At 59.8% G+C, this 23,308-nt stretch carries 21 protein-coding genes; 15 read left to right on the plus strand and 6 right to left on the minus strand.

All coding sequences use genetic code 11. From position 1 onward, the window contains the following. The 3 genes from QRN38_RS02905 to QRN38_RS02915 all read right to left on the minus strand — a co-directional run. On the minus strand, positions 1 to 535 hold a 535-nt coding region (locus QRN38_RS02905; protein ID WP_502945126.1), incomplete at its 3' end, for a pyridoxal-phosphate dependent enzyme. A gap of 554 nt (positions 536 to 1,089) precedes the next feature. Further along, on the minus strand, positions 1,090 to 2,130 hold the full coding sequence (locus QRN38_RS02910) for an AraC family transcriptional regulator (RefSeq protein ID WP_007245152.1): 1,041 nt from the start codon (positions 2,128 to 2,130) through the stop codon (positions 1,090 to 1,092). Positions 2,131 to 2,132: 2 nt separating this feature from the next. Beyond that, positions 2,133 to 3,266: a nitrilase-related carbon-nitrogen hydrolase gene (locus QRN38_RS02915; protein ID WP_044394039.1), complete on the minus strand. Its 1,134-nt coding sequence runs from the start codon at positions 3,264 to 3,266 to the stop codon at positions 2,133 to 2,135. A 205-nt stretch (positions 3,267 to 3,471) separates the two neighbouring features. Between QRN38_RS02915 and QRN38_RS02920 the strand changes: the two genes are divergently transcribed. From QRN38_RS02920 to QRN38_RS02940, 5 genes are all read left to right on the plus strand, one after another. Next, positions 3,472 to 5,511 (plus strand): NADPH-dependent 2,4-dienoyl-CoA reductase, encoded by a 2,040-nt coding sequence (locus tag QRN38_RS02920; protein ID WP_057417771.1) that lies wholly within the window; start codon positions 3,472 to 3,474, stop codon positions 5,509 to 5,511. Between the two features lie 25 nt (positions 5,512 to 5,536). Next, positions 5,537 to 6,481, plus strand: coding sequence for a 1-aminocyclopropane-1-carboxylate deaminase/D-cysteine desulfhydrase (locus QRN38_RS02925; RefSeq protein WP_057417770.1), 945 nt, complete (start codon positions 5,537 to 5,539; stop codon positions 6,479 to 6,481). A 147-nt stretch (positions 6,482 to 6,628) separates the two neighbouring features. Further along, a complete protein-coding gene (locus QRN38_RS02930; RefSeq protein ID WP_007245156.1) occupies positions 6,629 to 7,966 on the plus strand; it encodes an MFS transporter in 1,338 nt (445 codons plus the stop codon). Positions 7,967 to 8,529: 563 nt separating this feature from the next. Then, entirely contained in the window at positions 8,530 to 9,738 is a 1,209-nt protein-coding gene (locus tag QRN38_RS02935) for an MFS transporter (RefSeq protein ID WP_005769084.1), read from the plus strand. Then, complete coding sequence (locus QRN38_RS02940) at positions 9,738 to 11,018, plus strand: arsenic transporter (RefSeq protein WP_007245157.1); 1,281 nt, start codon at positions 9,738 to 9,740, stop codon at positions 11,016 to 11,018. Before QRN38_RS02935 ends, QRN38_RS02940 begins: the two co-directional genes overlap by 1 nt. Here QRN38_RS02940 and QRN38_RS02945 read toward each other — a convergent pair. Next, complete coding sequence (locus tag QRN38_RS02945) at positions 10,984 to 11,967, minus strand: DUF1853 family protein (protein ID WP_057417769.1); 984 nt, start codon at positions 11,965 to 11,967, stop codon at positions 10,984 to 10,986. The genes QRN38_RS02940 and QRN38_RS02945 overlap by 35 nt on opposite strands. A gap of 396 nt (positions 11,968 to 12,363) precedes the next feature. On the opposite strand from QRN38_RS02945, the gene QRN38_RS02950 reads away from it, so the two are divergent. Further along, entirely contained in the window at positions 12,364 to 13,431 is a 1,068-nt protein-coding gene (locus QRN38_RS02950; RefSeq protein WP_057417768.1) for a GGDEF domain-containing protein, read from the plus strand. A gap of 92 nt (positions 13,432 to 13,523) precedes the next feature. Here QRN38_RS02950 and QRN38_RS02955 read toward each other — a convergent pair whose 3' ends face one another. Both QRN38_RS02955 and QRN38_RS02960 read right to left on the minus strand, forming a co-directional pair. Further along, entirely contained in the window at positions 13,524 to 13,724 is a 201-nt protein-coding gene (locus QRN38_RS02955) for a hypothetical protein (protein WP_010208875.1), read from the minus strand. 279 nt (positions 13,725 to 14,003) lie between these two features. Further along, complete coding sequence (locus QRN38_RS02960) at positions 14,004 to 14,216, minus strand: hypothetical protein (RefSeq protein WP_024667834.1); 213 nt, start codon at positions 14,214 to 14,216, stop codon at positions 14,004 to 14,006. 242 nt (positions 14,217 to 14,458) lie between these two features. On the opposite strand from QRN38_RS02960, the gene QRN38_RS02965 reads away from it, so the two are divergent. The 9 genes from QRN38_RS02965 to QRN38_RS03005 all read left to right on the plus strand — a co-directional run bounded on the left by QRN38_RS02965 (position 14,459) and on the right by QRN38_RS03005 (position 23,221). Continuing rightward, positions 14,459 to 15,349, plus strand: coding sequence for an NAD(+) kinase (locus QRN38_RS02965; RefSeq protein WP_003382947.1), 891 nt, complete (start codon positions 14,459 to 14,461; stop codon positions 15,347 to 15,349). Next, entirely contained in the window at positions 15,349 to 16,320 is a 972-nt protein-coding gene (locus tag QRN38_RS02970) for a metallophosphoesterase (protein WP_011104727.1), read from the plus strand. The genes QRN38_RS02965 and QRN38_RS02970 overlap by 1 nt, the downstream gene beginning before the upstream one ends. Further along, positions 16,317 to 17,189: a rhomboid family intramembrane serine protease gene (locus tag QRN38_RS02975; RefSeq protein ID WP_046463338.1), complete on the plus strand. Its 873-nt coding sequence runs from the start codon at positions 16,317 to 16,319 to the stop codon at positions 17,187 to 17,189. Before QRN38_RS02970 ends, QRN38_RS02975 begins: the two co-directional genes overlap by 4 nt. A gap of 28 nt (positions 17,190 to 17,217) precedes the next feature. Then, a complete protein-coding gene (locus QRN38_RS02980) occupies positions 17,218 to 17,478 on the plus strand; it encodes a YeaC family protein (protein WP_003382943.1) in 261 nt (86 codons plus the stop codon). Further along, positions 17,475 to 18,308 (plus strand): DUF2797 domain-containing protein, encoded by an 834-nt coding sequence (locus QRN38_RS02985; protein ID WP_010208878.1) that lies wholly within the window; start codon positions 17,475 to 17,477, stop codon positions 18,306 to 18,308. Before QRN38_RS02980 ends, QRN38_RS02985 begins: the two co-directional genes overlap by 4 nt. 12 nt (positions 18,309 to 18,320) lie before the next feature. Continuing rightward, a complete protein-coding gene (gene pepN / locus QRN38_RS02990) occupies positions 18,321 to 20,987 on the plus strand; it encodes an aminopeptidase N (protein WP_057417767.1) in 2,667 nt (888 codons plus the stop codon). A 258-nt stretch (positions 20,988 to 21,245) separates the two neighbouring features. Continuing rightward, complete coding sequence (locus QRN38_RS02995; protein ID WP_005769102.1) at positions 21,246 to 21,899, plus strand: YjfI family protein; 654 nt, start codon at positions 21,246 to 21,248, stop codon at positions 21,897 to 21,899. Positions 21,900 to 21,925: 26 nt separating this feature from the next. After that, the gene (locus tag QRN38_RS03000) at positions 21,926 to 22,633 is read left to right on the plus strand and encodes a PspA/IM30 family protein (RefSeq protein WP_011104724.1); all 708 of its coding nucleotides are present in this window, start codon (positions 21,926 to 21,928) and stop codon (positions 22,631 to 22,633) included. A 30-nt stretch (positions 22,634 to 22,663) separates the two neighbouring features. After that, a complete protein-coding gene (locus QRN38_RS03005) occupies positions 22,664 to 23,221 on the plus strand; it encodes a rhomboid family intramembrane serine protease (protein ID WP_057417766.1) in 558 nt (185 codons plus the stop codon). Positions 23,222 to 23,308 lie beyond the last annotated feature (87 nt).

Raw genomic sequence — 23,308 nt, forward strand, 5'->3', positions numbered from 1 at the left:
GTACAAAGATCGCGTCCAGCTTCCCCGGCTGCTGACGGAGGATTTCCATCGCCACAGTGCCTTGCCCGGCAATGGTGTCGGGGTCGTCATACGGATGGATGTAGACGAAGCCTTGTTGCTCGACCAGTTTCAGCGAATAGGCCAGCGCTTCAGGGAAGGAATCGCCGTGCAACACCACCGTGGCACCGCGGGAACGCACCCCTTCGACCTTGATTTCCGGGGTGGTGCGCGGCATGACGATGGTGGCCAGAATGCCCAGCTCTTTCGCCGCCAGCGCCAGGCCCTGGGCGTGATTGCCCGCCGAGGCCGTGACCACGCCACGTGCGGCCTCTTCTGCGGTCAATTGGGCGAGCTTGTTGTACGCGCCGCGAATCTTGAAGGAGAACACCGGCTGCAAATCTTCGCGCTTGAGCAGCACCTGATTGCCCAGCCGCTCGGACAGCTGGCGGGCGCCATGCAGCGGGGTTTCGACCGCTACGTCGTAGACGCGCGAGGTGAGGATTTTGCGGGCGTAGTGATTGAGCAGATCGGTCATCGCGTCGTTCCTTCAGGCGACGTGCTGACGCACAACGCTGCGAAGTGCGGCACGCCGATGATCGGGTTCAAGGAGGCGAGAAGGGCGATAGCGCGAAGGGAAATGATCATGTCTGACTCCTGGTTGAGTAATGTTGCCCAGGAGACAGAAAAAACCCGCCTCCAGGGCGGGTTTTTTGCAAACGTCGGCTAACCCGCCATGACTGGAATGACGGTAATAATCTGGCCGAGGTTTTGCTTGATGAGGTTCATGGGCCTGAGGTTAGGTCGACACAGGCACGCAAGTCAATAGGCGTGTCGGTCAGGCAGGTCGAGATCAGCGCTTAATCGGCCACGATCTTTTTCGTCTGTTTGATAGGGATCAACATTTTTATTTCACATTGGCACTTTAATGTTGATCTTGCGGTCAGTTATTTCAGCTTTAATTATTCAGCATACTCAACCCGCCAAGAGGGCAAAGAAATGGACGAATACCAGGAAGAACTACTCGAATACCGTGCATCGGAACTGGACCCGGTAGAGCCTGCCGACGACGCTACCGAGTTATGACAGGCTTCAGGCGCTTTGGCGCTGGCTGCGGCGGAACTCTCCCGGAGTCTGTCCGTTCCAGCGTTTAAAGGCGCGTTGAAAGGCCTCGGCAGAGGCAAACCCCAGCAGGTAGGCGATCTCCCCGAACGCCAGTTCTGTGTCCCGTATATACGTCATTGCCAGATCGCGTCGTGTGTCATTGAGCACCGCGCGAAAGCGTGTGCCTTCCTCGGCCAGCTTGCGGCGCAGTGTCCAGGTTGGCAGCTTGAGTCGCGCCGCCACTTCCTCCAGATCCGGTTCCCGCCCGCCGTTCAATAGCGGCCCGAGCAATTGAATGATGCGTTCACGAAGGCTGCGGGTGCGGGTCTGTTGCTCCAGCTCCCTTTCGCACAATTGCAGCAAATGCCGCCAGGTACTCGGACAATGGTCCGGGTTGCGTAAGGCCAGACTGGTCTGATCGAGGCGTAGCTGATTGGTGGCCGCCGCAAACATCACCGGGCTGTCGCTGAGGCTTGCGTATTGCGCTGCATAGGCAGGTGCGTCGAATTCGATTTCGATGCGCTGTGCACGCAGCTCGGTGCCCGCCAGGGTCGCCAGTTGCGCGATCCAGCCGCTCAGAATCGAGTCGACGACAAAGCGGTTGTAAGCGTTGTACGGGCTGATGGAGTAAAAGCGCATCCACGCGCCTTCGGCATCTTCGTGAAAGCTCGACTGCCCGCGATAGTTGGAGCCATACAGCGGCTCGAAGCGTATCAACGTGCGCGCCGCCTCGCGCACGGTCGGTGCCTGAGCGGCCGTCACGCCCGCAAGGCCTGCCTGGGCGAAACGGCTGAGCTGGCCCATGCGCAGGCCCAGTCCGGGCTGGCCGGTGAGCTGGATGGCAGCGTGCCCAAGGCGCATGTAGCGCGGGATCGACAGGCGCGCACCCGCCTGACTCAAGCGCGTCGGGTCTAGCGCGTATTGCTCCAGCAGCGGGCCAGGGTTTTTGTCGAAACTTATGACTGCATCAGTCAGGCTCTGGATGAAACCCACCGACAGATCACCGAGGCGCAGGGTCAATGTCGGCATGCTCAAAGCCAGAGGTTGATCAGGCGGGCGACCTCAGCCGTGCCATCGCCCTGCGGCGGTTCGGCGAGGGTCTGACCGCCGTGGCTGGCAAAGCTTTGCCCGGCCACGCTGTGGTTCCAGAACTGGCCGCGCGTGAAGACGCTGACCCCTGCCTGCGCAGTGCTTTGCGGGGCACGACTGGTGAGGGTCAGACGGTGCCAGGCGTCGCCTTCGCTGGAGTGCTCGGTTGCCATGTCGATGCTTGAATGCCGAGGCTTTTGCCAGGGCTCGGACCAGCCGGTCTTGCCGATGACCAGCGCGGGTACGGCGATCAATTCGGCGCCGCTCTGACTCAGGCGTGCGTAGTTGTCCGGGTACCAACTGTCGCTGCCGATCAGCACCGCCAGGCGTCCGGCCGGCGTATCGATCACATTCAACGGCGCGTCGCTCGCCGGGTGTACGTAGCGTTTCTGAAAACGGTCCGGGTACAACTGGCGTTGAGGCTGCCCGATCGGCCGGCCATCGCTGCCGAAGGTCAGGCTGCAATTGTACAGCGCGCCATTGCCAGCTTTCAGTTGGCCGCCTTCGACGCTGGGGTCTGGCAGCACGATGGAGCCGGCCACCAGAGTCACCCCGAACTCTTTCGCCAGACCACCGAACAGTGCTTGATAGTCCCGCGCCATGGTAAGGGCCTTGATGCGCAGGTGCGTGTCATCCATGCGGTTGCGGCCTTCGGCGCCGAGCATCGCCGCAACGAATTGCAACGGATTGCTCCAGGACAGCCACTCCATTGCTTCGTCTACGGTCGCGGCCTGATAAAGCTGATCCTTCTCGCCACTGGCGAACAGCCAGGTGCCGATGTGTTCCGGCAGCACCACCACCGTTTTGGGGTTGATCAGCCCGTAATCACGCGCCTGTTGCAGGTAGGCCGCCAACTTGCGGTGCAGTCTGTCAAGGTTTTGATAATCGGTAGGGAACAGCACCGGCTCGATGCCCAGCAGGTTTCCGCGCTCGCTGGGTTCGCCTTCATTGATAGCCAGACGAATGCGCAGGTCGGACAGGTAGTGACCCGCCGGACGTTGTTCGGTCCAGATTGCATAGCTGACGAGGCTGACGACGCTCAGCAGGATCAGGCAGGTGGCGAAGAATTTGCGCATAAAGAGGCTGAAAGGCTGCCATCGGGAAATTGTCGACTAGGGTAGGACTACGCTGGGCGCTTGCCAAGTGCCGCTGCGCGTTTGGATCAATAACTTGTCACTTTGGGTCATTGAGTGTGACAAGGTGGCTGTTTACTGTGGCGCAATAAAGCAAAGGACACACAGAGGTCCTTGTTTCCCGTGATTGACTCGATGGAGCTTTGCCATGACCGCTGCTCACTATCCGCACCTGCTGGCCCCGCTGGACCTGGGTTTCACGACCTTGCGCAACCGCACCCTGATGGGCTCGATGCACACCGGGCTTGAAGAGCGGCCGGGTGGCTTCGAGCGCATGGCGGCCTATTTTGCCGAGCGGGCACGTGGCGGCGTTGGTTTGATGGTGACCGGTGGCATTGCGCCCAACGAGGAGGGCGGTGTTTACGACGGCGCGGCCAAACTCACCAATGCCCAAGAAGCAGAGCAGCATCGCATCGTCACTCAGGCGGTTCACGAGGCCGGCGGCAAGATCTGTCTGCAGATACTGCATGCCGGTCGCTACGCCTACAGCCGCAAGCAGGTTGCGCCGAGCGCCATTCAGGCCCCGATCAACCCGTTCACGCCTCGCGAACTGGATGAAGAGGGCATCGAAAAGCAGATCGCCGATTTCGTCAACTGTTCGACCCTGGCCCGAAGTGCCGGGTATGACGGCGTCGAAATCATGGGGTCGGAAGGTTATTTCATCAATCAGTTCCTCGCCGCCCACACCAACCACCGCACTGATCGCTGGGGTGGCAGCTATGAAAACCGCATGCGTCTGGCGGTCGAGATCGTGACCCGGGTGCGTGAAGCGGTCGGTGCGGATTTCATCATCATCTTTCGCCTGTCGATGCTGGACCTGGTGGCGGGCGGCAGTTCCTGGCAAGAAATCGTCCAGTTGGCCAAGGCGGTCGAGCAGGCGGGTGCGACGCTGATCAACACCGGCATCGGCTGGCATGAAGCGCGAATTCCGACGATCGCCACCAAGGTGCCGCGCGCGGCATTCAGCAAGGTCACCGCCAAGCTGCGTGGCTCGGTAAACGTTCCGCTGATTACCACCAACCGCATCAACACTGCGGAGGTTGCCGAGCGCATTCTCAGCGAAGGCGACGCCGACATGGTCTCGATGGCGCGGCCGTTTCTGGCCGACCCTGAGTTCGTCAACAAGGCTGCTGCAGGCCATGCCGAGCGGATCAACACTTGCATTGGCTGCAATCAGGCCTGTCTGGATCACACCTTCGGCGGCAAACTGACCAGTTGCCTGGTCAACCCGCGCGCCTGCCACGAGACCGAGCTCAATTACCTGCCTGTTCTGCAAATCAAGAAGATTGCCGTGGTGGGCGCAGGTCCCGCCGGTCTGGCTGCGGCAACGGTGGCCGCACAGCGCGGGCATGAGGTGACGCTGTTTGATTCGGCCAGTGAAATCGGCGGCCAGTTCAATATCGCCAAGCGTGTGCCGGGCAAGGAAGAGTTTTCCGAAACCCTGCGTTATTTCCGCAACAAGGTGCAGGAAACCGGCGTGCAGTTGCGCCTCGGCACCCGGGTGAAGGCTCAGGATCTGCTCGGCGCAGGCTTCGACGAAGTGATTCTGGCCACCGGCATCGCGCCGCGCACCCCCGCGATCCCCGGCATCGACAACCCCAAGGTACTGAGCTATCTGGACGTGATTCTGCAACGCAAACCGGTCGGGCGCAGTGTGGCGGTGATCGGTGCGGGCGGTATCGGTTTTGATGTGTCGGAGTTTCTCGTGCATCAGGGCGTGGCCACCAGCCTTGACCGTGACGCATTCTGGAAAGAGTGGGGCATCGACACGACGCTTGAGGCGCGTGGTGGTGTGGCCGGGATCAAGCCTGATGTGCATGCCCCGGCGCGCCAGGTGTTTCTGTTGCAACGCAAGCACTCCAAGGTCGGCGATGGTCTGGGCAAGACCACCGGCTGGATTCACCGCACAGGGCTGAAAAACAAGCAGGTGCAGATGCTCAACGGCGTGCAGTACCTGAAAATCGATGACGCCGGGTTGCACATTCGCATTGGCGAAGACGGTGAAGAAACGCTGCTGGCGGTGGACAACATTGTGATTTGTGCCGGGCAGGACCCGTTGCGCGAACTGTATGACGATCTGGTCACGGCCGGACAAAGCGTGCACCTGATCGGCGGGGCGGATATTGCTGCCGAACTGGATGCCAAGCGTGCCATCGATCAAGGCTCGCGACTGGCCGCTGCGCTCTGATTCTGCTTGCCTGTAAACTGCGCGGATGATTTCTGACGCTCTTGGCTGGCAACCCACTGCTGCGCTGCAACGTTTGAGCCTGCCCTGGCTGCAACACGCCGGGGTCGAGGTTGCGATGCTGCGCCTGGACCGGATCGATACGCTGATCAGCGGCAACAAATGGTTCAAGCTCAGCGATCACCTCAAACAGGCCGTCACAGTCGGTGCGCAAGGTGTGATCAGCCTCGGCGGCGCACATTCCAACCACTTGCATGCCCTGGCCGCAGCGGGCAAACGCTTCGGCTTCCCGACGGTTGGCCTGCTGCGCGGTCATGCTCAGCAGACGCCGACGGTGCTGGACCTGCAAGCCTTTGGCATGCAACTGCACTGGCTGGGTTACGCCGGTTATCGAGCGCGACATGCTACAGATTTCTGGCAGCCCTGGCGGGCGCGCTATCCCGAGCTGTATCCAATTGCCGAAGGGGGCGGCAGGCTTGCCGGTGCTCTGGGCTGCGCACGGTTGCGAGAGATGGTCGATAGCCAGCTCGGCCAGATGGATTGGGATGACTACCACGGCTGGTGGCTTGCTGCCGGAACGGGCACCACTGTGGCCGGTCTGCTGCTGGCCGAGGCGGGCGCGCATCCGGTGTATGGCGCGATGGCGGTGCCGGATGATCATGGGATCGCTGAAAACATTATGGCTGTGCTGGGCGAGGCCGTCGGGTCGCAGGAAAAAGCCGCATCGGAACTGCCCGCTGCCTGTGTTCTGCTCGACGCCAGCCGTGGCGGTTTCGCCAGAACCGACCCTGCCTTGCTCGATTTCATCGCCAGCAGCGAAGTGCAGGGCGGCGTACTTCTTGAGCCGCTGTACACTGGCAAGGCGCTGCTGGCCCTGCATGATGAGGTGCTGGCCGGCCGTTTCGAGCCTGGCACCCGGCTGGTCTTCGTTCATACCGGCGGCCTGCAAGGGCGACGCGCGATGGGGCTGTAGGCCTCATGGCAGAGCCTCTGGCATGAATTCTGCGCGGTTCGATGGCAAGACGTCGGCCCTGACTACGTGGAGGACACTTCTGGAGTGAAGCCTGCAGGTCGCTGTCTTGATAATCGATCCCCTCCAGATCAAGACGCCGAGGTCAGCATGACAACCACCGCCGCAGAGCACGTCGATCCTGCCACGCTGAAAAAAGTCATTGTCGCTGCGGCCATCGGCAATTTCGTCGAGTGGTTCGATTTCGCCGTGTATGGCTTTCTGGCCACCACCATCGCCCTGCAATTTTTCCCCAGCGGTGACAGCAGCGCAGCGCTGTTGAAAACCTTCGCCGTGTTTGCCGTCGCCTTCGCATTTCGACCGCTGGGCGGGGTGTTTTTTGGCATGCTGGGTGATCGCATCGGGCGCAAGAAGACCCTGGCCATGACCATTCTGCTGATGGCCGGCGCCACCACGCTGATCGGTTTGCTGCCGACGTATGCAGCGATTGGCGTGATGGCGCCGATTCTGCTGACCATCATTCGTTGTGCGCAGGGTTTCTCGGCCGGTGGGGAATATGCCGGGGCCTGCGCTTACCTTATGGAGCATGCGCCGCGTACTCAGCGGGCCTGGTACGGCAGCTTCGTCCCGGTCTCGACGTTTTCGGCCTTCGCCGCCGCTGCCGTGGTGGCTTATGCGCTGGAGTCGTCCCTGTCGACCGAGGCGATGGGCAGTTGGGGCTGGCGCCTGCCGTTTCTGATCGCCGCCCCGCTGGGGCTGGTCGGCTTGTACCTGCGCTGGAAACTCGACGAGACCCCGGCGTTTCAGGCGGTGGCTGAAGGGCACGCAGTAGCGCACTCGCCACTCAAGGACACTTTGCGCCATCACGCAGCCGCCATGTGCTGCCTGGGGGTGTTCGTATCATTGACGGCGCTGTCGTTCTACATGTTCACCACCTATTTTGCGACGTACCTGCAAGTGGCCGGAGGCCTGAGCAGGGCGACCGCGCTGCTGGTGTCGTTGATCGCACTGGCATTCGCCGCCGCGCTCTGTCCGCTGGCCGGTGCCTATTCAGACCGGGTAGGACGGCGGATCACAATGGCAACGGCCTGCATCCTGCTGATGGTTGTGGTGTTCCCGTCATTTTTAATGGCCAGCTCCGGCTCGTTCATCGCCTCGATCATCGGCGTCATGCTGCTGGCCGTGGGTGCCGTGCTGTGCGGCGTGGTCACGGCTGCGCTGCTGTCGGAAACCTTCCCGACCCGCACCCGCTACACCGCCTCGGCGATCACCTACAACATGGCCTACACCCTGTTCGGCGGCACCGCACCGCTGATGGCAACCTGGCTGATCAGCGTCACCGGCAGCAACCTGTCGCCAGCGTTCTACCTGATTGCCGTAGCCGTGCTAGCAATGGCAGGCGGCCTGGCATTGCCCGAGACCTCGAAGATCTCGCTGCATGACGTGCCGGTTGCGGGCAAAGGGGCAGTGGCGGGTTCGATGGCGTGAGGGTCTCGGGGTCACGCTTTGCGTCAAATATGTGCTGCAGCACAACGCCATACCTTGCCCGTAGCCACTGCACATAAACGAAAGCTTTTTCATCACGGTGGCACTGACGACGCAGAGTGCGACGTCAGTGTCAGGGCAAAGGAACCCGACGAAGGCGGGCCGGAAACGGAGCGGTGATTGCTTACTTTGGTCCCTCAAAGTAGGGCGCCGAGAGGCGAAAAGGTACCTTGAGCCGTAAACAAACATCACTGACCTTGCAGAGCCGCAGTGTGACGCGGAGCGCTACAAAAAGGACGCAGAGCGTCCAGAACGGCATGCGACGCGGAGCGTCGCACGATAGTTGAAAGAAAGTGCTTTTTTATCGCGGTGGCACCGACGACGCAAAGTGCGACGTAAAGAACCCAGAGGTATCCGCCAGATCACCTCTCGATCCATCAGCAAAAACGCAACAAAACGTGGCACAGTCGCCCCGAAAAATGGCACATTGGCGCGCCCAGGCGCGTGTGACACATTTTGTAATCATCCGTCCGGGAGACCTGAAAACCTTTTTATGGATGAATATCATGGCGACCAGCGCTCAGCCCGCAACGGCGACGGCCTCGACCACCCCCCAAACCAGCCCGCTGGTCATGCGCATCATCGGGGCAGTTGCCCTCGCACACCTGATCAATGACCTGATCCAGGCCATCCTTCCGTCGATCTACCCGATGCTCAAGGCCAGCTACGACCTGAGCTTCACCCAGATTGGCCTGATTACCCTGACGTTTCAGATCACCGCATCGTTGCTGCAACCGTGGGTCGGTTATTACACCGACCGCCACCCCAATCCACTGGTACTGCCCGTCGGGTCGATCTGCACGCTGATCGGTATCGTGATGATGTCGGTGGTAGGCAGCTTTCCATTGATTCTGCTGGCGGCAGCCCTGATCGGTATTGGCTCATCGACGTTTCACCCGGAGGCCTCGCGCATCGCACGACTGGCGTCCGGCGGGCGCTTCGGGCTTGCGCAATCGACTTTTCAAGTGGGCGGCAATACCGGCTCCGCGTTCGGGCCATTGCTGGCAGCGGCGATCATCATCCCGTTCGGTCAGGGTAATGTGGCCTGGATCGGCCTGTTCGCGCTGTTTTCCCTGGGCTTGCTGTACGCGATCAGCCGCTGGTATCGCGCGCACCTCAACCTGTTCAAGCTCAAGGCCGGCCAGGTGGCGACTCATGGCCTGTCGAGAAAACGCGTGATCGCCTCGCTGGCGGTGCTGGCGTTTCTGGTGTTCTCCAAGTTCTTCTACATGACCAGCCTGACCAGCTACTTCACGTTCTACCTGATCGAGAAGTTCGACCTGTCGGTCGCCAGCTCGCAGTTGCACTTGTTTCTGTTTTTGGGCGCAGTGGCAGCCGGGACATTCTTCGGTGGCCCGATTGGCGACCGCATCGGCCGTAAGGCGGTGATCTGGTTTTCGATCCTCGGCGCCGCGCCGTTCACCCTGGCGCTGCCGTATGCGGACCTGTTCTGGACCAGTGTGCTCAGCGTGATCATCGGTTTTGTGCTGGCCTCGGCGTTCTCTGCCATCGTGGTGTATGCCCAGGAACTGGTGCCTGGCAACGTTGGCATGATCGCCGGGATCTTCTTCGGCCTGATGTTCGGCTTCGGCGGCATCGGTGCTGCCTTGCTCGGCTACCTGGCTGACAGTCATGGCATTCTGTTCGTCTACACACTGTGTTCATACCTGCCGCTGCTCGGCATTCTCGCGATTCTTCTACCCCGGACCAAGTAATGCTCATAGCCACGCTGATCTTCCTGTTTACCATCACGCTGGTCATCTGGCAGCCCCAGGGGCTTGGCGTCGGCTGGAGTGCTGTGCTCGGGGCAGGGCTGGCGTTGCTGACCGGCGTGGTGCACCTGGGCGACATTGCCGTGGTGTGGGGCATCATCTGGAATGCCACGGCGACTTTCATTTCGCTGATCATCATTACGCTGTTGCTGGATGAGGCCGGTTTCTTCGCTTGGGCGGCGCTGCACGTCGCGCGCTGGGGCAAGGGTAAAGGTCGTCGTCTGTTTGCCTTGTTCGTGCTGTTCGGCGCGCTCGTGTCGGCGTTGTTCGCCAACGACGGTGCCGTGCTGATCCTCACGCCTATCGTCATCGCCATGATGCTGGCGTTGCGCTTTTCCGCTGCTTCTACCCTGGCCTTCGTAATGGCAGCCGGCTTCATCGCCGACACGGCGAGCCTGCCGCTGGTGGTGTCGAACCTGGTCAACATCGTTTCGGCGGACTACTTCAAGATTGGTTTCAACCGCTACGCCGCCGTCATGGTGCCGGTGAATCTGGCCAGTGTTGCCGCCACCCTGGCCGTGTTGATGTGGTATTTCCGCCGCGATATCCCCCGTGAATTCGAACCCGAGCATCTGGACAAACCCGAGACGGCCATTCATGACCGGGCGACGTTTCTGGCCGGCTGGGCGGTATTGCTGATTTTGCTGGTCGGCTGTTTTGCCCTTGAGCCACTGGGCATTCCGATCAGCGCGATTTCTTCCGTGTGTGCGTTGCTGTTGCTGGCCATCGCCGCCAAAGGGCACACGATCAAGACGCGCAAGGTGATGAAAGAAGCGCCGTGGCACATCGTGATCTTTTCCCTGGGCATGTACCTGGTGGTATATGGCCTGCGTAACGCCGGGCTGACGAATTATCTGGCTGATCTGCTGGACTGGTTTGCCGGCTACGGCATCTGGGGCGCGGCGATGGGCACCGGGCTGATGACGGCGTTCCTGTCATCGATCATGAACAACATGCCGACGGTACTGATCGGGCTGCTGTCCATCGACGCAAGCCACGCCAGCGGGGCGATTCAGGAAGCGATGATCTACGCCAACGTGATCGGCAGCGACCTGGGGCCGAAAATCACCCCGATCGGCAGTCTGGCTACGCTGCTCTGGCTGCACGTGCTTGAGCGCAAGGGCATCACCATCAGTTGGGGTTATTACTTCAAGGTCGGCATCGTACTGACCTTGCCGGTCTTGTTGATCACGCTGGCGGCGCTGGCGCTGCGATTGAGCTGAAAGCATGGCTGGTATCGGCCAGGTTCGGCCACATGTCCGACACCAGAAACAGACGCTCGGCTTCTTCCCAGTGGCCCTCGTTGTTCTCGCTCAGGCGCACCAGCAATTGCGCCGGGGCCAGCGGATTGAGGTCGCTCAGCCAGTCTTGCAACTGCCCGCCGCTCCAGGCCTCGGCGTAACGCGCTGGAGCCAGCCAGGCGTGGCGCGGCAGCGGTTGCCAGCGGCCCGCTGTGCTTTGTGCCAGAAACGCTTTCCAGTCACGCTGGTGCAGCCAGCGCCCTTTGAGGTGCCGGGGATGAACGCCTTCAGGAGAGGAGCACGAACCGGGCCACGGATACAGCAGGTAGCCACCCAGCCACAATTTCGCGCTGAAAGCCTCGACGCCCAGCGCCGCCAGTGCCTCACGGCTTTCCGGGCGAGCGGACATCGGCAACTGGTGCTGACTCAGGTGCGCAAGCTTTCGGTCCAGCCGGTCATTGCAGCCAGGCCCTAGCCAGCAGGCCGGATCGCGGCCGTCACCGTCCTGCGGCCCCAGGTAAAGCTTGATTGCCAGCTCGATGTGATGCACGCCGTCACGATCACGCAGCAGCATGTCCAGTTCGCCAAGCGTCTGGCCGCCGAGCCGGATCGGCAGGTTGGCGGCAATGATCTCCACCCCCGGCGCGTGTTGTACTGCGAACTGCCAGAGCCGTTCGTAATAGCGGCCCAGTCGCCGGGTTGCCGCCAGCGCCAGCCAGTCTTCCAGCGGGCCGCTGTCACGGTCGAGGCGCCAGAGGAAGTCTGCGAGTTGTTCCGGGGCATTTACCCACTCGCTGCCGGCCAGCGGATGGCGCTGCGCCCAGGGCGCGGTTTCAAGCATGGGTGGCGCGAGGATCACCCAGGCAAGGTCGCGCACCTCGGGGTGGCGCAATTGGCGGGGCAGGTCGATCAGGCTGGGAAATAGAGTCATGCACCGAGGATAGCGTGAGTCAGTGCTCGCAGGCAGTCTGTTTGCGCACAGGCGGCGAAGCTTTCATACGCAGGCCTGTAACCGTTTGTCGGTATCATTCGTGATTCTTTAATCAAGAGACCGATTAATTACAGCGCAGATTAATCATGGGGCAGGGCAAGCGTCGGTTGAAAAGTCTTTTGATAAGGCCGTGCGTACGGTCTGTCAAATAGGTGCTGTATTTTTCCTGCTTGAAATATCAGCGATATTTGTAAATCATGTTTATTCATTCCGTCTGTTTCAAGTGTGATCAAGCCGGGTGATTATGAAAATTCGGTCGACTCTTTTGCCGCGTGGGTTAAGCGGTATTTTTGCGGCAGATGTTCCTCTCGGGAAACTGGATGCCTGGAGTTGTCTATGAATGGTGAAATGCAGACACGGATAAAGCATCTGCTCTCGCCCGCCATTGCGCTTGTGCAATGTATTGCGATTGTCTGTTGGCTGGCTGTCCTGATCGTCACGCCGAATGTTAATTGCGGCGCTCGCGAGATCGCCTTGACCACGGGGCTGGTGCTGACCTGCTGGTGGCAATATCGCGCCACGCATTTCAGCGTCTGGCGTGGTGTGGGCATGGCTTCGGTAATCATCGTGGCCCTGAGCTTTTCGCGGGCCAGTCAGTTGAACAGCGAACTGGGTATCAACTGGGCATTGCCGATCGCGCTCATGATCATCCTGTGCTCGACATTGTTGGTGGTATATACCCGCGACTATCTGTTTGTGTCGGTGCTCTCCTGGATCATTCTTTCTCCCGCGCAGGGTATCGACACGGACAGTGCCGCCTATGTATTCATGATGCTGTTCTTTGTTTCGTCGATTGCTCTGGGTGTCGTACTGAATCACACCTACACCCGAACCCTGCGCAAGGTATTGACGCTGGAAAGCCGGTTTCGCGAACTGTCGCTGACCGATGACCTGACCGATATATTGAATCGCCGGGCATTGATGTTGGCACTCGATGAACAGCTGGCGAATAACAGTGGCGGTTATTTTCTGATGCTCGACATCGATAATTTCAAAACCATCAACGATCAGTTCGGGCATGACGCAGGCGATGAAGTTTTGCGTCTCATGGCGTCATGCCTGCAACAAACGCCGGGAAGTCTTGCGTTCGGTCGCATGGGGGGAGAGGAGTTTGGCGTCATTCTTCCTGTTTCCAGTGAGCCTGTGGCCTGTGACTATGTACTGCGCCTGCTGGACACCATCAGAAGATCGCCGGCGGTCAGTTCTCTGACCTGCAGTGCAGGGCTTGCCGACATCGATGCGAACTCGACCAGTTCGCAAGTGCTCAAGACGGCTGACATCAATATGTATCAGGCCAAGCGGGAGGGTAAGGACCGGGCGTTCTGGAGGGGGGCGCCGATGACTGACTTGCCAGCGCAAGGCCCGATGGGTGAGGGCGAAGAGGTTCGGGCGTTGGCGCCGTAGTGTTTTTGTTCAGACGCGGCGAAACAGGGCCGAAGCCCCGTTGGGTAGATTTGAAATAATCATCGGTCGTCCTGGCAGGCTGTGAACATGAATTACAAAACGGCAGGCTTGGGCACTCCGAGAAAATCATCCTCTTCACCGGGACAGGGTGAGAACCGATTCACATCGGTTGCCCCTTTGGCATTCAAGTCGATACGGCCGTTGGCATCAATGTGGATCGTGGTAGTTGGCCATTTTGGATCAATGTTCACGCAGCCGCTGATTCCTGCGTTGTCCCACCATTGGAAATGCATGAAGAAATCTTTTTTTGAAATATGTGGCCGGCATCCGAGATTGCCCCGCCAGGCGATATACCCCCTCTGCTTATACGGTGATCGGTGATCCATGTATAACGAACCCCTCTGGCCGCTTTATCTGAATAATAAACCCTTACTTCAGGGGTCGCAAAATCCCGTAGCGCCAGGATGAAAAAAATGGCGGTTAACCTTGGGGAGCGAATCAGTGTATTGAATATGATTTTTCGATTCATATCTTGCTCTTTTTCATAGACTCGTCAAAGCATGTGTGCAATCTCAGCGCGTCTCCCCATTGATCGGCAGGGACATCATCCATTGTCGGGTTTCTTGCGCAGCGTCGTAGTTGAGCAGTTTCTTCAACTTCTGGACGGTGGGATGTAGAAGGTTTCGGTTCATCTCGTCAGCGATGTAACGGGTCAGTTCTGCCATCTGATCCGGGTGATTGCAGACCGGCTCTGTGGTCGTATCGGGAGTGACGGGCGAGAACACTCCGCGTCCTCGCCTGTTTTTGCCTTGCCTGACCTTCGCTCGCCGACTTTTCGTACAAAGCCTTGGTGCATTGAAAACGGACGAAACTAGAGAATATTCTCTGCCGGGTATGTAAGGCGATTCCGAGAGATTTGAGCGAATCAACGTCTTTTCGATGGATCTTTGCGTGCCGGTTTGCCGCTGCCTTGCCGTTTCGCCCATAATCGCTGCTTTAAGTCGTCTCGAACCGCAGCAGGAGCCTCATGGAGCAATTTCGAAATATCGGCATCATCGGTCGCCTCGGCAGTGTTCAGGTGCTCGATACCGTACGCCGACTCAAGAGATTCCTGCTGGACCGGCATCTGCATGTCATCCTCGAAGAGACCATTGCCGAAGTCCTGCCCGGTCATGGCCTGCAGACTTCGTCGCGCAAGATGCTTGGCGAGGTCTGCGACATGGTCATCGTGGTCGGTGGCGATGGCAGCCTGTTGGGCGCTGCGCGTGCCCTGGCCCGGCACAATGTGCCGGTGCTGGGCATCAATCGCGGCAGCCTGGGCTTTCTGACCGACATCCGCCCCGACGAGCTGGAGGTCAAGTGCGCCGAAGTGCTCGATGGGCATTATCTGGTCGAAAACCGCTTCCTGCTGCAGGCCGAAGTGCGCCGCCACGGTGAAGCCATCGGCCAGGGCGATGCGCTCAACGACGTGGTACTGCACCCCGGCAAGTCCACGCGCATGATCGAGTTCGAAATCTACATAGACGGCCAGTTTGTCTGTAGCCAGAAGGCCGACGGCCTGATCGTCGCGACACCGACCGGTTCGACCGCCTACGCGCTGTCGGCGGGCGGGCCGATCATGCACCCCAAGCTGGACGCCATCGTGATCGTGCCGATGTACCCGCACACGCTGTCCGGGCGGCCCATCGTGGTTGACGGCAACAGCGAGCTGAAAATCGTCGTGTCCAAGGACATGACCATTTATCCGCAAGTGTCCTGCGACGGGCAGAACCACTTCACCTGCGCACCGGGTGACACCATTACGGTCAGCAAGAAGCCGCAGAAGCTGCGCCTGATTCACCCGTTGGATCACAACTATTACGAAGTCTGCCGCACCAAGCTCGGCTGGGGCAGCAGGCTCGGCGGCGGGGGCGATTAATGCTCGATCCGGCGCGTGGCTATGATCTGATCGGTGACGTGCACGGGTGCGCCCATACCCTGGAGCACTTGCTGGAACTGCTGGGCTACCGTCTGCAGGCTGGCGTGTGGCGCCACCCTGAGCGCATCGCGATTTTCCTCGGCGACATCATCGACCGAGGGCCGCGTATTCGCGAATCGCTGCATATCGTGCGCGACATGGTTCAGGCCGGGCAAGCGTACTGCATCATGGGCAACCATGAGTTCAATGCGCTGGGCTGGATGACACCGGCGCTGCCCGAGAGCGGTCACCTGTTTGTGCGCGAGCACACCCCGCGCCATGCCCGTTTGATCGGCGAAACGCTGGCGCAATTCGAAGCGTATCCGGATGAATGGAACGAGTTCGTCAACTGGTTCTACGAGCTGCCCCTGTATATTGATGCCGGACGTTTCCGAGTGGTGCACGCCTGCTGGGACGCGACCCTGATCGACCCGTTGCGCGGCCTGCACGGGACCGGCTGCATCGACAGGCATTTTGTGCAAGCGTCGGCAGTGCCCGGCAGTTTCGCCAGCAACGTGTTCAACCGCCTGTTGCGAGGCACCGACATGCGCCTGCCGCATGGCCTGACCCTGACCGGTGGCGACGGGCTGACGCGTGAGTTCTTCCGCACCAAGTTCTGGGAAGATAACCCGCAGACCTACGGCGACGTGGTCTTCCAGCCCGACGCTCTGCCCGAAGGCGTGGCCAAGACGCCATTGTCCACGTCCGAAAAAAACGCATTGCTGCGCTACGGCAGCAACGAACCGCTGCTGTTTGTCGGTCATTACTGGCGCAGCGGTATCCCCGCACCCATCCGGCCGAACCTGGCATGCCTGGATTACAGCGCGGTGCTCTACGGCAAGCTGGTCGCCTATCGGCTGGATCAGGAAACACACGTCGATCCGGACAAATTCGTCTGGGTCGATGTTCAGCGTCCCGAGGTTTCACCATGAGTCCCGTTGCCGTCTTGCGTTTGCCGCTGACTACCGATCTGAGCGGTTTTGTTCGTTTGTTGCAGCGCTTGCAGATCCCTCACCGGGTCAGCGAAGAGGCTGGTGAGCAGGTGCTCTGGGTTCCGGACGCCGAGCGGCTGGCCGATGACGTGCGGGACTTGTATACGCGCTTTCCCGAGGGGGACGAACACGTTCAACTGGCCGACGCTTCCCAGGCGCCCACGTACAAGGCTCCGGGCCTGATCGAGCAATTGCGCAACAGCCCGGTGACAGCGCTGGTGCTGATGGTCACTTTGCTGGTGGCGGGCCTGACGCTGTTGGGCGACAACCTGGACGCCATCCGCTGGCTGACTTTTCAGGATTTTCGTATCAATGGCGAATACGCGACGTTTCTGCCGTTGCCTGAAACGCTGGCTTCCGGGCAATGGTGGCGCATCGTCTCGCCGATGCTGATCCACTTCGGCATTCTGCATCTGGCCATGAACGGCATGTGGTTCTGGGAGCTGGGCCGGCGCATCGAAATTCGTCAGGGCAGCGTGTCCCTGTTGTTGCTGACGCTGCTGTTTTCTGCGGTTTCCAACTACGTTCAATACCTGTTCAGCGGTCCAAGCCTGTTCGGCGGCCTGTCTGGGGTGCTGTACGGGTTGCTGGGTCATTGCTGGATCTATCAAATGCTGGCACCCAACCCGGTTTACCGACTGCCACGTGGCGTGTTGATCATGATGCTGGTCTGGCTGGCGCTGTGCCTGTCCGGTCTGGTGAGCATGCTCGGCTTCGGCGAGATCGCCAACGGTGCGCATGTCGGCGGGCTGATCATCGGCTGTATCACCGGCCTTTTCGGTGGTGCGATTGCACGCCGCAAGGCCTAGAATCACTGGCTACTTTCTGGAGTGCCCTATGTCGTCTTTTATAGAAATGATTGAAAACATCACCCCGGATGTCTACGAGAGCCTGAAGCTGGCCGTGGAAATCGGCAAATGGTCCGATGGCCGCAAGCTGACTCAGGAACAGCGTGAACTGTCGTTGCAGGCGTTGATCGCCTGGGAAGCGCAGAACCTGCCGGAAGACCAGCGCACGGGCTACATGGGGCCGCAGGAATGCGCTTCAAAATCGGCGCCTGTGCCTAATATCCTGTTCAAATCGGATGCCATTCATTGATCGAAATTGGTCGCGGAGCTGTCAACAAAATGTCGGCGCGTCAGGATGACGCGTCGTTTGTGCAATACGCTTTTCGCCTGGGCGACACCGAGATCGCGGTCAACCCGCTGATCGGCAAGACGCTGCGGCTGGAGTTTCTCGGCGCCATTCACTGCAGTCATTGCGGGCGCAAGACCAAATCCAGTTACAGCCAGGGTTATTGCTATCCGTGCATGCTCAAGCTGGCGCAGTGCGACATATGCATCATGAGCCCGGAAAAATGCCACCACGATCAGGGCACGTGCCGTGATCCGTCGTGGGGCGAGCAATTTTGCATGACTGATCACATTGTTTATCTGGCCAACTCGTCAGGCGTGAAGGTGGGCATCACCCGGTCCACTCAACTGCCGACCCGCTGGCTGGATCAGGGCGCAAGCCAGGCGCTGCCGATCCTGCGCGTGGCCACCCGGCAACAGTCGGGCTTCGTCGAAGACCTGCTGCGCAGCCAGGTAGCCGATCGCACCAACTGGCGTGCGCTGCTCAAAGGCGACGCTCAGCCTGTCGATCTCAAGGCCATTCGCCAGGAACTGTTCGACAGCTGCGGCGCCGGGCTGCTTGGATTGCAAGAACGATTCGGTCTGCAAGCCATCCAATTGCTACATGACGCTGAGCCTGTCGAGTTTCGTTACCCGGTCGAGGCGTATCCGACCAAGATTGTCAGCTTCAACCTGGACAAGAACCCGATTGCCGAGGGCACGCTGCTGGGGATCAAGGGCCAATACCTGATTTTCGACACTGGCGTGATCAACATTCGCAAATACACGGCCTATCAACTGGCCGTGCATCAGTAGAAGGATTCCAGTATGCGCACCGAACAACCGAAAATGATTTACCTGAAGGACTACCAGGCTCCCGAGTACCTCATTGATGAGACGAACCTGACCTTCGAGCTGTTCGACGACCACTCGCTGGTCCACGCCCAACTGGTCATGCGCCGCAACCCGGAGCGTGGCGCAGGCCTGCCGCCGCTGGTGCTGGACGGCCAGCATCTGGAACTGGTTTCGGTGAAACTGAGCGACATCGAGCTGGGCGCTGCTGATTATCAACTGACAGACGATCACCTGACGCTGCATCCACAGGCCGAAAGCTTCACGGTCGACAGCACCGTGCGCATCCATCCTGAAACCAATACCGCGCTGGAAGGCCTGTACAAGTCCAGCGGCATGTTCTGCACCCAGTGTGAGGCCGAGGGCTTTCGCAAGATTACCTACTACCTCGACCGCCCTGACGTGATGAGCACATTCACCACCACGCTGAGCGCCGACAAGCAGAACTTTCCGATCCTGCTGTCCAACGGCAACCCGATTGCCAGCGGTGAAGAAGAGGGCGGACGGCACTGGGCGACCTGGGAAGACCCGTTCATGAAGCCAGCCTACCTGTTCGCGCTGGTGGCCGGTGATCTGTGGTGCATCGAAGACACCTTTACCACCATGAGCCAGCGGGAAGTGACCCTGCGCATCTATGTCGAGCCAGAAAACGTCGATAAATGCCAGCACGCCATGACCAGCCTGAAAAAATCCATGCGTTGGGATGAAGAGGCCTACGGTCGCGAGTATGACCTGGATATCTTCATGATCGTGGCGGTCAACGATTTCAACATGGGCGCGATGGAGAACAAGGGCCTCAACATTTTCAATTCCAGCGCCGTGCTGGCCCGTGCCGAAACCGCCACCGACGCCGCGCACCAGCGTGTCGAAGCCATCGTCGCCCATGAATATTTCCACAACTGGTCGGGCAACCGCGTGACCTGCCGTGACTGGTTCCAGCTGTCACTCAAGGAAGGCTTCACGGTGTATCGCGACGCCGGTTTCTCGGCCGACATGAACTCGGCCACGGTCAAGCGTATTCAGGACGTTGCTTACCTGCGCACCCACCAGTTTGCCGAAGATGCCGGCCCGATGGCCCATGCCGTGCGCCCGGACAGCTTCATCGAAATCTCCAACTTCTACACCCTGACCGTGTACGAAAAAGGTTCGGAAGTGGTCGGCATGCTTCACACCCTGCTGGGGGCTCAAGGCTTTCGCAAGGGCAGCGACCTGTACTTCGAGCGCCACGACGGCCAGGCAGTGACCTGCGACGACTTCATCAAGGCCATGGAAGACGCCAATGGCGTTGACCTGACCCAGTTCAAGCGCTGGTACAGCCAGGCGGGCACGCCGCGTCTGGCGGTCAGCGAGTCGTATGACGCTGCTGCGAACACCTACAGCCTGACCTTCCGCCAGAGCTGCCCGAGCACACCGGGCCAGCCTGGTGATAAGAAACAGCCTTTCGTGATTCCGGTCGAGCTGGGCCTGCTGGACAGCAAAGGTGGCGAGATCGCCCTGCGCCTGGCCAACGAAACCGCCGCAACCGGCAGCACGCGGGTGCTTTCGGTGACTGAGGCCGAGCAGACGTTCACCTTTGTCGATGTCGCTGAAAAGCCACTGCCGTCCTTGCTGCGTGGCTTCTCGGCACCGGTCAGGCTGAGCTTCCCGTACGACCGCGACCAGTTGATGTTCCTGATGCAGCACGACAGCGACGGCTTCAACCGCTGGGATGCGGGCCAGCAACTGTCGGTTCAGGTGTTGCAGGAACTGATCGCTCAGCACCAGCAAGGTCAGCCACTGGTCATGGATCAGCGCCTGATTACCGCACTGGGCACCGTACTGGCGGATGAGCAACTGGATCAGGCCATGGTCGCGGAAATGCTTTCGCTGCCGGGCGAGGCTTACCTGGCCGAGATCAGCGAAGTGGCTGATGTCGATGCCATTCACGCTGCTCGCGAATTTGCTCGCCAACAACTGGCCGATGGCCTGTTTGACAGCCTGCTGGCGCGCTACAAGGCCAACCGCGAGCTTTCCAAGGCCATGCCATACGTTGCCGAATCTGCGCATTTCGCCCGTCGCGCGCTTCAGAACATCGCGCTGTCGTACCTGATGCTCAGCGGCAAACCTGAAGTGCTGGCGGCGACCATCGACCAGTTCGATACCAGCGACAACATGACCGAGCGCCTGACGGCACTGGCCGTGCTGGTCAATTCGCCGTTCACTGAAGAGCGCGACAAAGCGCTGGCCGTGTTCGCTGAGAACTTCAAGAACAACGCGCTGGTCATGGATCAATGGTTCAGCGTCCAGGCGGCCAGCACCCAGCCGGGTGGCCTGCAACGCGTACAGGAATTGATGAAACATCCTGCCTTCAGCATCAAGAACCCGAACAAGGTCCGCGCCCTTATCGGCGCGTTTGCCGGGCAGAACCTGATCAACTTCCACGCTGCGGACGGCTCTGGCTACCGCTTCCTGGCGGACCTGGTCATTGAACTGAACGCCCTGAACCCACAAATCGCCTCCCGCCAACTGGCCCCTCTGACCCGCTGGCGCAAATACGACAGCGCCCGTCAGGCGCTGATGAAAGCAGAGCTGGAGCGCATCCTCGCCTCCGGCAAACTGTCGGCGGATGTGTATGAAGTGGTGAGCAAAAGCCTGGCTGAATGAGGGTTGATGCGGTGCTGAGTGCGTAAATGGCACGCTCGGGAAAGGCGCTATCTGCTGATGTGGGTAGCGCCTTTTTTGTGTCTTTCGCCCCGATTTATTCGGTGCCTGATGATCCGTCTTCGTGGACAAGTCCACTCCCACAAGGGCTCATACGCACAGGTTGTCCTGAAAAAATCTCACATGTGAGGTATATCCATCCTCGGAGACATCTGATACGTTGCTCACCTGATCCACGGCCAGCAGCAAGGGGAAGCGCCAATGCCTCGTAAAACCCAAGGCGACAACGCAACAGTCCCGGCCAGGGTTTCCAAAAGCTCCACCGATTACATGCGTGAAATGCGTCTGCGACTCAAGGATGCGGGGCTGGTCAAGCGGGAGTTCTGGATCCGGCCCGAGAATGTCGATGCCCTGCGTGGCATTGAAAAAGCCTTAAGACAGCCCTTTTTGGGCGAGAGGATCAAATTGGAGGATTTCATGACCGAGAATACCCACTGGACCATCAGCTCTTTGCAGAAGGCTCTTTGTGAACTGGATCTGGTGACTCAGGGCCAGATCGAACTGGACGTCACCGAAGGTGATGCCTCGGGCATCAGGCTGACCATGACCGGCCACGGCGACCTGCCGATCTATATCGCAGTGGAAGGCGAACAGATTCTGGCCGACGCGACCTTGATCGAAGTGAACAAGATCAAGAATGTGCAGGCGTTCAACGATGTCGTGCTGCGCAGTCGCGATCTGTTTCCGCTGTCATCGGTCGGTATCGAAAAACTGGGCGACGGCCAGGAAGTTTACTGCCTGTTTGGCGCGCTGAGCGCTGCTTCGTCGCTCACGGTGGTTGTGCAGGAAATTCTCACCCTCGCGGACAACGTGATCCGTGCGGCCGACGCTTTTGAAGATCATTTCATCTACTGAACAGCGCTGTCAGGCGGAGAACATTCATGACTACAAGTATCTGGAAAAAACTGGTGACCGCCGTTCGTGGTGGCGCTTCCGAAGTGGGCGAGTCGATTGCCGATGCCAATGCCATTCGCATTCTGGATCAGGAAATCCGTGACGCCGACAACGCGCTGGTCAAGGCCCGCGACGGGCTGATCACCATCAAGGCCAAGCACAAGCTCTCGGCGCAGCGTCTTGAAGAACACGCCACCAGCATTGCCAACTGGGAAGGCCGCGCCATGCAGGCCCTGAACAAGGGCGAAGAAGCGCTGGCCGTTGAATGTGCCAGCAAGATTGCCGAGATCGAAGCCCTGCGTGACCAGGAGCAGGAGCTGGCCGATCAGTTCGGCAAGCAGGTCAGCCTGTTGCAGGAGCAGGTGATCAAGGCCGAGTCGCGAATCAAGAGCCTCAAGCAACAGGTCGAGATGGCCAAGGCCCGTGAAACTGTCCAGCGCGCCCGCGTTGCGACGGCCACTGCAACCGGTGGCGCGAGTGGTTCGGTCGAGACTGCAGTGGGTTCGCTGGCGCGCCTCAAGCAGCGCCAGGACGAACAGGATGCCAAGCTGGAAGCGGCCGAAGAACTGGCCAGCCAGTCCAGCGGCAGTGACCTTGAGCGTCGTTTGCAGGACGCCGGTATTGGTGCCAAAAGCGGCGGCGCGCAAGATGTGCTGGCACGCCTGAAAGCCAAAAACCAGACGCCGGCGCAGTAATCGACGCAGCCAGGCAGGCGAGGGTGGAGAATGGCGTTTTCCAAACGACTCAAGGTCATCCTCGCCCTGTCGGCCGTGTTGATTGCGGTGCAGGCAATCAACTCGATCACGGGCAATAGTCTGGTTCATTTCGGTATCATTCCGCGCAGCCTTGACGGGTTGCGCGGAATTGTTTTTGCTCCCTTTCTGCATGGCTCGATTCAACACTTGCTCAGCAACCTGTTGCCGTTCATTGTGCTGAGCTGGCTGGTGGCTACCGAGGGTGTCAGGCGTTATGCCTGGGTCGCCGGGCTGGTTTGCCTGCTGGGCGGGCTGCTGGTCTGGAGTTTTGGTCGCAACAATATCCATGTTGGCGCAAGCGGTCTGATTTTCGGTTTGTGGGCTTATCTGCTGGCGCGTGCGTGGTATCAGCGCAGCCTCGCCAGCGTGCTGTTGGCGCTGATTGTGCTGGCCGGTTACAGCGGGCTGGTTTTCGGCTTCGTGCCGGTGGCCGGTGTTTCGTTTGAATCACATATCGCCGGGGCGTTTGCCGGGGTTTGTGTGGCGTGGCTGATGCATTCCAGGGCATTGCTGGCAGAAAAGGCCTGATGCACTGCGGCTGTTATCGATGACGGTTGACCGGGAAGACCCTGTTGACCCGTAGGGAAGTGGAACCTGGCTCAAGGATTTGAAAGG

The sequence above is a fragment of the Pseudomonas sp. CFBP2511 genome (genome assembly GCF_030209255.1).
Classification (GTDB): domain Bacteria; phylum Pseudomonadota; class Gammaproteobacteria; order Pseudomonadales; family Pseudomonadaceae; genus Aquipseudomonas; species Aquipseudomonas avellanae.

Bases quoted from the DNA above. Each gene is read 5' to 3' on its own strand.
- QRN38_RS02910 (WP_007245152.1), bottom strand. From the start codon at position 2,130: ATGCCGACATTGACCCTGCGCCTCGGTGATCTGTCGGTGGGTTTCATC.
- QRN38_RS02915 (WP_044394039.1), bottom strand. From the start codon at position 3,266: ATGCGCAAATTCTTCGCCACCTGCCTGATCCTGCTGAGCGTCGTCAGC.
- QRN38_RS02920 (WP_057417771.1), top strand. From the start codon at position 3,472: ATGACCGCTGCTCACTATCCGCACCTGCTGGCCCCGCTGGACCTGGGT.
- QRN38_RS02925 (WP_057417770.1), top strand. From the start codon at position 5,537: ATGATTTCTGACGCTCTTGGCTGGCAACCCACTGCTGCGCTGCAACGT.
- QRN38_RS02930 (WP_007245156.1), top strand. From the start codon at position 6,629: ATGACAACCACCGCCGCAGAGCACGTCGATCCTGCCACGCTGAAAAAA.
- QRN38_RS02935 (WP_005769084.1), top strand. From the start codon at position 8,530: ATGGCGACCAGCGCTCAGCCCGCAACGGCGACGGCCTCGACCACCCCC.
- QRN38_RS02940 (WP_007245157.1), top strand. From the start codon at position 9,738: ATGCTCATAGCCACGCTGATCTTCCTGTTTACCATCACGCTGGTCATC.
- QRN38_RS02945 (WP_057417769.1), bottom strand. From the start codon at position 11,967: ATGACTCTATTTCCCAGCCTGATCGACCTGCCCCGCCAATTGCGCCAC.
- QRN38_RS02950 (WP_057417768.1), top strand. From the start codon at position 12,364: ATGAATGGTGAAATGCAGACACGGATAAAGCATCTGCTCTCGCCCGCC.
- QRN38_RS02955 (WP_010208875.1), bottom strand. From the start codon at position 13,724: ATGCATTTCCAATGGTGGGACAACGCAGGAATCAGCGGCTGCGTGAAC.
- QRN38_RS02965 (WP_003382947.1), top strand. From the start codon at position 14,459: ATGGAGCAATTTCGAAATATCGGCATCATCGGTCGCCTCGGCAGTGTT.
- QRN38_RS02970 (WP_011104727.1), top strand. From the start codon at position 15,349: ATGCTCGATCCGGCGCGTGGCTATGATCTGATCGGTGACGTGCACGGG.
- QRN38_RS02975 (WP_046463338.1), top strand. From the start codon at position 16,317: ATGAGTCCCGTTGCCGTCTTGCGTTTGCCGCTGACTACCGATCTGAGC.
- QRN38_RS02980 (WP_003382943.1), top strand. From the start codon at position 17,218: ATGTCGTCTTTTATAGAAATGATTGAAAACATCACCCCGGATGTCTAC.
- pepN (WP_057417767.1), top strand. From the start codon at position 18,321: ATGCGCACCGAACAACCGAAAATGATTTACCTGAAGGACTACCAGGCT.
- QRN38_RS02995 (WP_005769102.1), top strand. From the start codon at position 21,246: ATGCCTCGTAAAACCCAAGGCGACAACGCAACAGTCCCGGCCAGGGTT.
- QRN38_RS03000 (WP_011104724.1), top strand. From the start codon at position 21,926: ATGACTACAAGTATCTGGAAAAAACTGGTGACCGCCGTTCGTGGTGGC.
- QRN38_RS03005 (WP_057417766.1), top strand. From the start codon at position 22,664: ATGGCGTTTTCCAAACGACTCAAGGTCATCCTCGCCCTGTCGGCCGTG.